This window comes from Pseudomonas alcaligenes (assembly GCF_014490745.1).
GTDB lineage: Bacteria > Pseudomonadota > Gammaproteobacteria > Pseudomonadales > Pseudomonadaceae > Aquipseudomonas > Aquipseudomonas alcaligenes_C.
Map to the genome: position 1 here is coordinate 977,209 of NZ_LZEU01000001.1, position 11,740 is coordinate 988,948.

The 11,740-nt window shown below is 65.9% G+C and carries 10 protein-coding genes; all 10 read right to left on the reverse strand.

The features are described 5' to 3' along the window. Positions 1-65: 65 nt before the first annotated feature. On the reverse strand, positions 66-1,358 hold the full coding sequence (purD, locus tag A9179_RS04375; RefSeq protein ID WP_187804631.1) for a phosphoribosylamine--glycine ligase: 1,293 nt from the start codon (positions 1,356-1,358) through the stop codon (positions 66-68). 217 nt (positions 1,359-1,575) lie between these two features. Continuing rightward, complete coding sequence (gene purH, locus A9179_RS04380) at positions 1,576-3,183, reverse strand: bifunctional phosphoribosylaminoimidazolecarboxamide formyltransferase/IMP cyclohydrolase (RefSeq protein WP_187804632.1); 1,608 nt, start codon at positions 3,181-3,183, stop codon at positions 1,576-1,578. 79 nt (positions 3,184-3,262) lie between these two features. Continuing rightward, entirely contained in the window at positions 3,263-3,598 is a 336-nt protein-coding gene (gene fis, locus A9179_RS04385; RefSeq protein WP_394354699.1) for a DNA-binding transcriptional regulator Fis, read from the reverse strand. Further along, the gene (dusB, locus tag A9179_RS04390) at positions 3,595-4,587 is read right to left on the reverse strand and encodes a tRNA dihydrouridine synthase DusB (RefSeq protein WP_316851814.1); all 993 of its coding nucleotides are present in this window, start codon (positions 4,585-4,587) and stop codon (positions 3,595-3,597) included. The genes fis and dusB overlap by 4 nt, the downstream gene beginning before the upstream one ends. Positions 4,588-4,891: 304 nt before the next feature. Further along, positions 4,892-6,310: a DUF3426 domain-containing protein gene (locus A9179_RS04395; protein WP_187804633.1), complete on the reverse strand. Its 1,419-nt coding sequence runs from the start codon at positions 6,308-6,310 to the stop codon at positions 4,892-4,894. Positions 6,311-6,434: 124 nt separating this feature from the next. Continuing rightward, a complete protein-coding gene (gene prmA, locus A9179_RS04400) occupies positions 6,435-7,313 on the reverse strand; it encodes a 50S ribosomal protein L11 methyltransferase (RefSeq protein WP_187804634.1) in 879 nt (292 codons plus the stop codon). 142 nt (positions 7,314-7,455) lie between these two features. Further along, positions 7,456-8,808, reverse strand: coding sequence for an acetyl-CoA carboxylase biotin carboxylase subunit (accC, locus tag A9179_RS04405; RefSeq protein ID WP_187804635.1), 1,353 nt, complete (start codon positions 8,806-8,808; stop codon positions 7,456-7,458). A 17-nt stretch (positions 8,809-8,825) separates the two neighbouring features. Then, positions 8,826-9,287, reverse strand: coding sequence for an acetyl-CoA carboxylase biotin carboxyl carrier protein (accB, locus tag A9179_RS04410; RefSeq protein ID WP_187804636.1), 462 nt, complete (start codon positions 9,285-9,287; stop codon positions 8,826-8,828). A gap of 27 nt (positions 9,288-9,314) precedes the next feature. Further along, complete coding sequence (gene aroQ / locus A9179_RS04415; RefSeq protein WP_183086993.1) at positions 9,315-9,758, reverse strand: type II 3-dehydroquinate dehydratase; 444 nt, start codon at positions 9,756-9,758, stop codon at positions 9,315-9,317. A 120-nt stretch (positions 9,759-9,878) separates the two neighbouring features. Next, positions 9,879-11,687, reverse strand: a complete 1,809-nt coding sequence (gene dsbD / locus A9179_RS04420) for a protein-disulfide reductase DsbD (protein ID WP_187804637.1) — start codon at positions 11,685-11,687, stop codon at positions 9,879-9,881. Positions 11,688-11,740: the final 53 nt, after the last annotated feature.

Consider the following 11,740-nt stretch of genomic DNA (forward strand, 5'->3'; position numbering starts at 1 on the left):
GCACAAAAGGCAGCCGCGAGGCTGCCTTTTGTGGGGGCTTTACCGGATATTTACCCGGCTATCACTCAGTTCTTACCCTGCTCGCGGGCAATGGCGCGGTAGCCGATGTCGCTGCGGTAGAAGCTGCCGTTCCAGCGGATCTGCTCGGCCAGGCGGTAGGCCTGCTGCTGGGCATCGGACACGCTGTTGCCGATGGCGGTGGCGCACAGCACGCGACCACCTGCGGTGACCACTTCACCGGCTGCGTTCAGCGCGGTGCCGGCGTGGAATACCTTGCCGTCGATCTTGGCGGCGGCGTCCAGGCCTTGGATCACGTCACCCTTGGCGTAATCGGCCGGGTAGCCACCAGCGGCGATCACCACGCCCACGGTCGGGCGCGGATCCCAGGTCGCTTCGACCTTGTCCAGCGCCTTGGCCAGGGCGGCTTCGACCAGCAACACCAGGGAGCTTTCCAGGCGCACCATGATCGGCTGGGTTTCCGGGTCGCCGAAGCGGCAGTTGAACTCGATGACCTTGGGCGCACCGCTCTTGTCGATCATCAGGCCGGCGTAGAGGAAGCCGGTGTAGACGTTGCCTTCGGCTGCCATGCCGCGCACGGTCGGGTAGATCACTTCGTCCATCACGCGCTTGTGCACGTCTGCGGTGACCACCGGGGCCGGCGAGTAGGCGCCCATGCCGCCGGTGTTGGGGCCGGTGTCGCCGTCGCCAACACGCTTGTGATCCTGGCTGGTGGCCATCGGCAGCACGTTCTCGCCGTCGACCATAACGATGAAGCTGGCTTCTTCGCCGTCGAGGAATTCCTCGATCACCACGCGGGCGCCGGCGTCGCCGAAGGCGTTGCCCGACAGCATGTCGCGTACGGCTTCTTCGGCCTCTTCCAGAGTCATGGCGACGATCACGCCTTTACCGGCGGCCAAACCGTCAGCCTTGACCACGATCGGTGCGCCTTTCTCGCGCAGGTAGGCCAGCGCCGGCTCGACTTCGGTGAAGTTCTGGTAGTCGGCAGTGGGAATCGCGTGACGCGCGAGGAAGTCCTTGGTGAAGGCCTTGGAGCCTTCCAGCTGGGCGGCTGCGGCGGTGGGGCCGAAGATGTCCAGCTTGCGCGAACGGAACAGGTCAACCACGCCTTTGACCAGCGGCGCTTCCGGGCCGACGATGGTCAGCTGCACGTTCTTCTCGGCGAAGTCGGCCAGCTGTTCGATGGCCAGCACGTCGATGGCGACGTTCTCGCACTTGGCTTCGGTGGCGGTGCCGGCGTTGCCCGGGGCGACGAAGACTTTCTCGACGCGCTTGTCCTGCGCCACTTTCCAGGCCAGGGCGTGCTCACGGCCGCCGCTGCCTATGATCAATACGTTCATGGGGTATCTCCTGACCGTAGCCCGGATGCAATCCGGGGCTTTTGAGTGGGGTGTCCCCGGATTTCATCCGGGCTACGACGCAAATCTTTCGGGCCGCGATGGAGCGGGTGGATGCTAGGCGCGGATGGCTTCGATAAGCGCAGTTGCCGACTGGCAATGAGCATTAGCGAAGTCGTCCGCAACAACGCAGACGCCTGCTACAGCGCGGCCATGCCAATCAATGGCGGAAGTGGCGCATGCCGGTGAAGACCATCGCGATGCCAGCTTCGTCGGCTGCGGCGATGACTTCCGCATCGCGCATCGAGCCGCCCGGCTGGATCACCGCGGTGATGCCGACCTTGGCCGCATTGTCCAGGCCGTCGCGGAACGGGAAGAAGGCGTCGGAGGCCATGACCGAACCGGCGACCTGCAGGCCGGCGTGCTCGGCCTTGATCGCGGCGATACGCGCGGAGTTGACGCGGCTCATCTGGCCGGCGCCGACGCCGATGGTCTGGCGGCCCTTGGCATAGACGATGGCGTTGGATTTGACGAACTTGGCCACTTTCCAGGCGAAGATCAGGTCATGGATTTCCTGCTCGCTCGGCGCACGCTTGGTCACGATCTTCAGGTCTTCGGCCTTGATCATGCCGATGTCGCGGCTCTGCACCAGCAGGCCACCGTTGACGCGCTTGAAGTCCCAGCCAGCGGCGCGTTCGGCCGGCCACTCGCCGCACTCGAGCAGGCGCACGTTGGCCTTGGCAGCGACCACGGCACGGGCTTCGGCGCTGATTTTCGGGGCGATGATCACTTCGACGAACTGGCGGTCGACGATGGCCTTGGCGGTCTCGCCATCCAGCTCGCGGTTGAAGGCGATGATGCCGCCGAAGGCCGACTCGGTGTCGGTGGCGTAGGCCAGGTCGTAGGCCTTGCGGATGCCGCCTTCGGCGTCGGTGGCCACGGCCACGCCGCACGGGTTGGCGTGCTTGACGATGACGCAGGCCGGCTTGACGAAGCTCTTCACGCACTCCAGCGCGGCGTCGGTGTCGGCCACGTTGTTGAACGACAGTTCCTTGCCCTGCAGCTGGATGGCAGTGGCGACGCTGGCCTCGCCTTTCTGTGCTTCCACGTAGAACGCCGCGCTCTGGTGCGGGTTCTCGCCGTAGCGCATTTCCTGGGCCTTGATGAACTGGCTGTTGAAGGTGCGCGGGAAGGCGCCACGCTCTTCAGTGGACAGGGTGTCGCGGCTCTGGTCGATGGTGCCCAGGTAGTTGGCGATCATGCCGTCGTAGGCAGCGGTGTGCTCGAAGGCCTTGAGGGCCAGGTCGAAGCGCTGGGCGTAGCTCAGGCCGCCGGCTTTAAGCGATTCGACGATGCCGGCGTAGTCGCTGGCGTTGACCACGATGGCCACGTCTTTGTGGTTCTTCGCAGCGCTGCGCACCATGGTCGGGCCGCCGATGTCGATGTTCTCGATGGCGTCGGCCAGGTCACAGCCCGGCTTGGCCACTGTGGCGGCGAAGGGGTAGAGGTTGACCGCGACCAGGTCGATCGGCTTGATGCCGTGCTGCTCCATCACGTCGCCGTCGAGGGCGCGACGACCGAGGATGCCGCCGTGGATCTTCGGGTGCAGGGTCTTCACGCGACCGTCCATCATTTCCGGGAAGCCGGTGTAGTCGGCGACTTCCACCGCGGCCACCCCGTTGTCCTTGAGCAGCTTGTAGGTGCCGCCGGTGGAGAGGATTTCCACGCCCAGGGCGACGAGCTCGCGGGCGAACTCGAGGATGCCGGTCTTGTCGGAGACGCTGATCAGGGCGCGGCGAACGGGGAGGCGGGTGGTCTGGTCGGTCATTGCAAAGTCCATCAGAGCTGGGAAATTCAGTAAAAAAGGGCGGCTTGTGCAGGCCGCCCTTTTCCAGGCATTCGATTGATTACAGCAGATCGTATTGCTTGAGCTTCTTGCGCAGGGTGCCGCGGTTCAGGCCGAGCAGCTCGGAAGCCTTGGTCTGGTTGCCCTTGACGTAGTTCATCACGGTTTCCAGCAGCGGCGCCTCGACCTCGTTGAGCACCAGGTTGTAGACGTCGGTGACGTCGGCACCTTCCAGGTGAGCAAAATAGTTGTGCAGCGCTTTTTCCACGCTACCGCGCAGGGTCTGACCCTCTTCGCTGGGCGTGGTCAGGTGCTGCTTCAGGTTGGTGTTGTCGCTCACGGGTACTGCCCCATCAAAAGCTGATTGATCAAAAAAAGGCTCGGTCATCCTCGTCATGCGGCCACCTCGGTTTCCTTGTTATGGCGTTCGGCGAAAAACTGCCGAACGGCGGTGTACTGCGTGTCCGTACCATCCAGACGATTGAACTCGGCGCGAAACTCCCTGGCGCCGGGCAGGGTGGCGAGATACCAGCCAACATGCTTGCGAGCGATGCGCACACCCATCACATCGCCATAGAAGGCGTGCAGGGCGGCCAGGTGCTCCAGCAGAATCCGTTCGACTTCATGCAGCGCTGGTGCCGCCAACTCCGTGCCGGTCGCCAGGAAGTGGGCGATCTCGCGGAAGATCCACGGCCGCCCTTGCGCCGCACGGCCGATCAGCAGGGCATCGGCGCCGGTGGCGTCGAGCACGGCCTTGGCCTTGTGCGGCGAATCGATGTCGCCATTGGCGAACACCGGAATGGATACCGCCTGCTTGATGGCGGCGATGGTGTCGTACTCGGCCTCGCCGGTGTACAGGTCGGCGCGGGTGCGGCCGTGTACGGCGAGGGCGGCGATGCCGGCCTGCTCGGCGATCTTGGCCACGTTCAGGCCGTTCTTGTTGCTGCGATCCCAGCCGGTGCGGATCTTCAGGGTGACCGGTACGTCGACTGCCTTGACCACGGCGTCGAGGATGGCGCCAACCAGATCTTCGTCTTTCATCAGCGCCGAGCCGGCGGCCTTGTTGCAGACCTTTTTGGCCGGGCAGCCCATGTTGATGTCGATGATCTGGGCGCCCATTTCCACGTTGCGGCGGGCGGCTTCGGCGAGCATCTCGGGGTCGCCGCCGGCGATCTGCACCGAGCGTGGCTCGGGATCGCCGCTGTGGATCATGCGCAGGCTGGACTTGCGGCTGTTCCACAGGCGCACATCGCTGGTGACCATCTCCGATACCACCAGGCCCGCGCCGAGGCGCCGGCACAGCTGCCGGAACGGCTGATCGGTGACGCCCGCCATGGGGGCGAGGATCAGCGGGTTGGGCAGTGTGTAAGGGCCGATGCGTACCACCGGTGGTCTTCCCTGTCTTGTGGTTAGGTTCTGGACGAACAGTGCCTGGGCTCGGTGCTACTGCGTTAACCGCAGGAACCACCTTCGCTCGGCGACTTTTCGTGCAGATTCCGTGAAGTCGTCAGGGAAAGGCGTGGCCAGCCTGTGCTCGAAACGGCTTCATGGGAGTGCGAAAAAGGGAGGGCATGATACCCGCTCTCGGTGACCGGATAAAGGCTGTTTTGAACAAATTATGAGCAGCTGACGGGTTATCGCCGTTGGTGCGGACGTATGGGGGAGGTGCCGGAAATCCGCCGCCTGCAGGCTATTCCGGCGAGTGGAAACTTAGGCTGTAGTTGACGGCCTTGGTGCCCGGATCGCTGATTTCCAGAGACACGTGGATCGGCGTCTGCGGCGGCATTTCCGCCTGGCCGGCAAGCTCGCCACCGAGGTACTGGCTGGGCTTGAAGCGGCTGCTGGCGAGCAGCTGGCCATTGATGTCGGCGAAGCGCAGTTCCAGCAGGGGGAAGGGCTGGGCGAAGGGGGCGCGGTTGTAGATGATCGCGTCGACCATCAGCGCGTTCATGTAGTCCGGGTGGCTGCGTACCACCAGGTTGGTGCTCTTGATCTGCTCGATGTCGACCTTGGATGGCAGGCTGCAGCCCAGCTCCGGACACAGCTGCTCGAACCAGGGGCGGTATTCGTCCTGGCGCGCCAGTTCCTCGAAGTGGTAGAGCACGTACTGGCTGGTCAGGGCACCGGCGGCCAGCAGGTTGAGCAGGCCCCAGCCGATCCAGCGGCCCCAGGGTTTGCGCGCTTCCTGCCAGTCGAGCTGCAGAGGTTCTTCGGCCAGTTCGAACAGGCTGTCGTCGCGCAGAGCCGGCTCGCTGCGAGCCGGCGCGGCGGGCGTAGCGCTCAGGCGGGCATAGTTGGCGTCGTCGATTTCGTCGATTTCGTCGGCGGCAGGCTCATCGTCGGCATCCAGGGCGCTGAACGACGGCTCCTCGCGCGGGGGCAGAACGCTGCTGGCGGCTGGGCTGCCCAGCGCCGGTTCGCGGCGAGGTGCGACGGGCGCTGGCGCTTCGCTGGCAGCCAGGGTGTCGCTGGCGCGCGCCACCAGTGGTGCGCTCACAGGCGCCTCGACGGGCGGGCGTGGCGCCGGTACGGGCGTCGGTGCGCTACGCGGCTTGGCGTCGTCCTTGAGCAGGGACTCGGCCCAGCTCTCGTCGTGGCGGTCGCGCTCTTCGGTGGGGCGATGGAGCAGGCTCTCGCCGGGCTGTGGGGCGCGGTCGAGTGCGAGGAAATCCTTGGAGAGCTGCATCTCCTGTTCTTCCAGTTTGGCCAGTTCCTCATCGAGGTCGAGGCTGTCGAGATCGAGGTCGTCGTGGATCCACAGGGTGTCGACGGACTTCTTCTCGCTGGCCGGCGCAGCGCTCAGGCTGGCCGCTGGAGCTGGAACTGGAGCTGCCCGGGGCTCGACTGCCGGCGCTGGCGGAGCAGTCGGGCGGGCGGGCGCTGCGCTGGCTGCAGGGGCCGGGTGCGGCTGTGGCATGGCCGGGGCGCTTGGCGCGGGGGCGGCCGGTTTGCTGGCGCGCGACTGATCCACCAGCAGCTGCTGGGCCGCATTGAACACGTGCAGGCAGGCCCCGCAGCGCACCACGCCATGGGCTGCGCCCAGCTGGCCGCGACTGATGCGGAAGCTGGTACGGCAATGGGGGCACTGGGTGACGAAACTGTCGGTCATGCGGGGATCCGGGTAAACGAGGGGCTAGTTTACCCAAGCACAGGGTGGAAAGCACAGGCTTGGCGCCGCGCAGGGGCTGAACCTGCTGCATGATCCCCGGTTCGCGAGGTCATGCAGCGACTTCTTAGCGCCGCACGCCGCTGATGCGTACCCAGCCGTCCTTGGTCGCGGTCGGGTCGAGGTCGAAGGCGTCCTGGTAGGCGGCGCGCACTTCTTCGGCCTGCTCGGCGAGGATGCCGGACAGCGCCAGGCGCCCGCCGGCCTTGACCAGGGCGGTGATCTGCGGAGCCAGCGACACCAGCGGGCCGGCGAGGATATTGGCGACCACCACGTCGGCGGCCTGCTGCGGCAGGTCTGCCGGCAGGTAGACCGGGAAGCGGGCCGGGTCGATGCCGTTGCGCGAGGCATTGTCGCGCGAAGCCTCCAGGGCCTGCGGGTCGATGTCGGTGCCGACCGCCTGCGGGGCGCCGAGCAGCAGGGCGGCGATGGCCAGGATGCCGGAGCCGCAGCCGAAATCCAGCACGCTGCAGTTGTCCAGCGCCTGGCCGTCCAGCCATTCCAGGCACAGGGCGGTGGTCGGGTGGGTGCCGGTGCCGAAGGCCAGGCCCGGGTCAAGCAGCAGGTTGACCGCCTCCGGCTCCGGTGCGGCATGCCAGCTCGGCACTATCCACAGGCGGCGGCCGAAACGCATGGGCTGGAAGTTGTCCATCCAGCTGCGCTCCCAGTCCTGGTCGGCGATCTGCTCGATCTGGTGCTCGGGCAGCGGGCCGCCGGTCAGCAGTTCCAGGTGGGCGACCAGGTTGCTGGCATCGGTGTCGGCCTCGAACAGGGCCAGCAGGTGGGTATGCGACCACAGCGGGGTGGTGCCCAGATCCGGCTCGAAGATCGGCTGGTCTTCGGCGTCCATGAAGGTCACCGATACGGCGCCGACGCCGAGCAGGGCGTCTTCGTAGGTTTCCGCCTGATCCGGGGTGATGGCGATGCGGACTTGTAACCAGGGCATGGGAAACCTCGTGGACGATGGGGCGCTAGTGCAATTGGCCGCGCAGCTTACTTGAGGGGCGCCGCGGCTGCCACCGCAGGCGCCAGCCGGAAACGACAAGGGCCGCCCGTGGGCAGCCCTTGTCGATGCGCCAAGCCGCAGCTTAGTGCTTGTCCATACCCAGTTTCTTTTCCAGGTAGTGGATGTTCACGCCACCCTTGGCGAAACCCTTGTCGCGGGTCAGGTCGCGGTGCAGCGGGATGTTGGTCTTGATACCGTCGACCACCAGCTCGTCCAGGGCGTTGCGCATGCGTGCCATGGCCTCGGCGCGATCCTTGCCGTAGGTGATCAGCTTGCCGATCAGCGAGTCGTAGTTCGGCGGTACCGAGTAGCCGCTGTACAGGTGCGAGTCGACCCGCACGCCATTGCCGCCCGGAGCGTGGTAATGCTTGACCTTGCCCGGGCAGGGCATGAAGTTGTCCGGGTCTTCGGCGTTGATCCGGCACTCCAGGGCGTGACCGCGGATGACCACGTCGCTCTGCTTGATCGACAGCTTGTTGCCGGCGGCGATGCTGAGCATTTCCTTGACGATGTCGATGCCGGTAACCATCTCGGTGACCGGGTGCTCGACCTGCACGCGGGTGTTCATCTCGATGAAGTAGAAGCGGCCGTCTTCGTAGAGGAACTCGAAGGTGCCGGCGCCACGGTAGCCGATCTCGATGCAGGCATCGACGCAGCGTTGCAGCACTTCGGCGCGGGCCTTCTCGTCGATGCCCGGGGCCGGCGCCTCTTCCAGTACCTTCTGGTGGCGGCGCTGCAGCGAGCAGTCGCGGTCACCCAGATGCACGGCGTGGCCCTGGCCGTCGGAGAGTACCTGGACTTCCACGTGGCGCGGGTTGCCGAGGAACTTCTCCAGATAGACCATCGGGTTGCCGAACGCGGCACCGGCTTCGGTGCGGGTCAGCTTGGCCGACTTGATCAGGTCTTCTTCCTTGTGCACCACGCGCATGCCGCGACCACCGCCGCCGCCGGCGGCCTTGATGATCACCGGGTAGCCGACTTCGCGGGCAATCGCCAGGGCGGTTTCCTCGTCTTCCGGCAGCGGGCCGTCGGAGCCCGGTACCACCGGAACGCCGGACTTGATCATGGCGTTCTTGGCGGAAACCTTGTCGCCCATCAGGCGGATCACGTCGCCGGTGGGGCCGACGAACTTGAAGCCGGACTTCTCGATCTGCTCGGCGAAGTCGGCGTTCTCGGCGAGGAAGCCGTAGCCCGGGTGGATCGCCGTGGCGCCGGTGACTTCGGCGGCGGCGATGATCGCCGGGATGTTCAGGTAGGACTTGGCGCCCGGCGCCGGGCCGATGCACACGGTTTCGTCGGCCAGGCCCAGGTGCATCAGGTCGCGGTCGGCGGTGGAGTACACGGCCACCGTCTTGATGCCCATTTCCTTGCAGGCGCGCAGGATGCGCAGGGCGATTTCGCCACGGTTGGCGATCAGGACTTTTTCCAGCTGCATCGCAGGTTCCCCGCGCATCAAACGATGGTGAACAGGGGCTGGTCGTATTCCACCGGCTGGCTGTTATCGACCAGGATGGACTCGATCACGCCGCTGGCTTCGGCCTCGATGTGGTTCATCATCTTCATCGCTTCGACGATGCACAGGATGTCGCCTTTCTTCACGCTCTGGCCCACTTCGACGAAGTTGCCCGAGGTCGGCGAAGCGGCGCGGTAGAAGGTGCCGACCATCGGCGAGCGCACCACGTGGCCGTTCAGCTTGGCAGCGGCCGGAGCGGCTTCGGCAGCGGCCGGAGCGGCGGCAGCAACCGGGGCGGCGGCCGGGGCTGGCGCGGCGGCGTAGACCGGCTGGGCAGCATAGGCCGGCTGCTTGCTGTGACGGCTGATGCGCACGGACTCTTCGCCCTCGCGGATCTCCAGTTCGTCGATACCGGACTCTTCCAGCAGCTCGATCAGTTTTTTGACTTTACGGATATCCATAGCTTTGCAACTCCCAAGGTGAGGTCGTCAGGGGCGTTCTAATTGTTCCAGGGCAGCCTCCAGAGCCAGCCGGTAACCGCTGGCGCCAAGGCCGCAGATCACTCCCACGGCAACATCGGAAAAGTAGGAGTGATGGCGGAATGCTTCACGTTTGTGCACGTTGGACAGGTGCACTTCGATGAATGGGATGCTCACTGCCAGCAATGCGTCACGTAAGGCGACGCTGGTATGAGTGAAAGCGGCCGGATTTATCAGAATAAAGTCGACACCTTCGCCTTTTGCGGCGTGAATGCGCTCGATCAGTTCGTACTCGGCATTGCTCTGCAGGTACTGCAGATGGTGGCCGGCGGCGCGGGCGCGCTGCTCCAGATCCTGGTTGATCTGGGCCAGGGTGGTGGCGCCATAGACGCCGGGTTCGCGGGTGCCCAGCAGGTTGAGGTTGGGGCCGTGCAGCACCAGAAGGGTGGCCATGCGCGCTGTCCTTGTTATGTCCTGGGAATGGCCGGGACTATGCCGAATGCGCTGCACACTGTCCAGTTACCGGCAATAGTCGGCACGATGGCCGAAATTTGCGGCAGAAATATGACGATCTCAGTTCTGGCGGGCGTGCGCGCGGGTCAGGCGTTCGGCAAAGTCGGCGGCGCCGATCTCACCTACGACACGCAAATCGGCGATTTCGTCACCGCTGCTGGCAAAGAACAGGATCGCCGGCGGGCCGAACAGCTGGTAGCGATCAAGCAGGGCGCGCTGATCGGCGCGGCTTTCGGTGATATCGAAACGGATCAGTCGGTAGTCGCCCAGCTGAGCCGTTACCTCGGGTGCGCTGAACACTTCGCGCTCAATCACCTTGCAGCTGATGCACCAGTCGGCATACCAGTCCAGCAGCAGGGGGTGGCCGGCGTTCTTCGCCGCAGCCAGGGCGGCGTCCAGCTCGGCCGGGCTGGTCACGGTCTGCCAGCTGGCGCTGGCCGGCGCGGCTGCTGTAGCGCTGCTGGTCGCGAGCTGCCCGAGCGGGCGCAGTGGGTCGCTGTGGCCCTGCAGGGCGCCGAACCAGGCGGCGATGGCGTAGATCAGCAGCGGCAAGCCGAGCAACTGGGCGAATTTCTGGTGATGGGTCTTCGGCGTCAGTTCCAGTGCGCCCAGCCACAGAGCCACGCCGGCGGCCAGCAGGCCCCACAGGGCGAGGGCGACCGGGCCTGGCACCACCCGTTCCAGCAGCCATACCGCGACGGCCAGCAGCAGGGCGCCGAACAGGTTGCGCACGCCGATCATCCAGTTGCCGGACTTCGGCAGCAGGGCGCCGCCGCCAACGGCGAACAGCACCAGCGGGGTGCCCATGCCCAGGCCGAGGGCCAGCAGCTTGAGGCTGCCGCCGAGGGCATCGCCGCTGCTGCTGATATAGAGCAGGGCACCGGCCAGCGGGGCGGACACGCAGGGCGATACCAGCAGGCTGGAGAGCACGCCGAGGGCTGCCGCACTGAGCAGGGTGCCGCCGTGCAGGCGCTGGCTCAGGCGTTGCAACGGGCCGTCGATGGCGGCCGGCAGGCGCAGTTCGAGGAAGCCCAGGCTGGCGGCGCCGAACAGGGCGAAGAAAATCGCGAATGGCACCAGTACCCAGGGTGACTGCAGGCGTGCCTGCAGGTTGAGCTCGGCACCGAACAGGCCCATCAGCGCACCGAGGATGGCGAAGCTGATCGCCATCGGCAGCACATAGGCCAGCGCCAGCACCAGGCCGCGCAGGCCCCCGGGCTGGCCACGCAGCACCACGCCGCTGAGGATCGGCAACATCGGCAGCACGCAAGGGGTGAAGGCCAGGCCCAGGCCGCCGAGGAAGAACAGCGCCAGCTCCTTCCAGTTCCAGCCGGCTGTGCTCGGTGCGGCGGGAGTGGTGGTAGTGCCGGTCGTTGCGCTGGTCGCCGGGGCGGCGGCATTTTCGCCGCTACCCGCCACTTCCAGGCGTTCGGTTTCCGGCGGATAGCACAGGCCCTTGTCGGCACAGCCCTGGTAGGTGACGTGCAGGGTCAGCGGCAGGCCGATGGGGTTGTCCAGCGGCAGCTCGACATCGAGGATGCCGTGGTACACCTCGACATCGCCGAAGTATTCGTCGTGCTTGGCTTCGCCGGCCGGCAGCACGGCCGCGCCCTTGGCCAGGTCGCTCGGTTCGATGCGGAACTGGAAGCGGTGGCGGTAGAGGTAGTAGCCCTCGGCGGCGATGAAGCGCAGCTTCACCGTTTTGGCATCGCTGCTGACCAGGCTCAGGCGGAAGGCCTCGCGCACCGGCAGGAAGTCCGCACTGTTGTTCAGCGGTGCGCCCAGCGGCGCATCGGGCAGCTTGTCGAACAGCCCGGCCAGGGCCGGCAGGGTGAACAGCAGCAGGAACAGCGGTAGCAGACGGCGCATGGCGGGCTCGCACAACGGACTTGGCGGGCATCATACCCAAGTCGGCGGGGCGA

Excerpts from the sequence above, each read along its gene's own strand:
- purD (WP_187804631.1), bottom strand. The coding sequence starts at position 1,358 with ATGAACGTATTGATCATAGGCAGCGGCGGCCGTGAGCACGCCCTGGCC.
- purH (WP_187804632.1), bottom strand. The coding sequence starts at position 3,183 with ATGACCGACCAGACCACCCGCCTCCCCGTTCGCCGCGCCCTGATCAGC.
- fis (WP_394354699.1), bottom strand. The coding sequence starts at position 3,598 with ATGACGAGGATGACCGAGCCTTTTTTTGATCAATCAGCTTTTGATGGG.
- A9179_RS04395 (WP_187804633.1), bottom strand. The coding sequence starts at position 6,310 with ATGACCGACAGTTTCGTCACCCAGTGCCCCCATTGCCGTACCAGCTTC.
- prmA (WP_187804634.1), bottom strand. The coding sequence starts at position 7,313 with ATGCCCTGGTTACAAGTCCGCATCGCCATCACCCCGGATCAGGCGGAA.
- accC (WP_187804635.1), bottom strand. The coding sequence starts at position 8,808 with ATGCAGCTGGAAAAAGTCCTGATCGCCAACCGTGGCGAAATCGCCCTG.
- accB (WP_187804636.1), bottom strand. The coding sequence starts at position 9,287 with ATGGATATCCGTAAAGTCAAAAAACTGATCGAGCTGCTGGAAGAGTCC.
- aroQ (WP_183086993.1), bottom strand. The coding sequence starts at position 9,758 with ATGGCCACCCTTCTGGTGCTGCACGGCCCCAACCTCAACCTGCTGGGC.
- dsbD (WP_187804637.1), bottom strand. The coding sequence starts at position 11,687 with ATGCGCCGTCTGCTACCGCTGTTCCTGCTGCTGTTCACCCTGCCGGCC.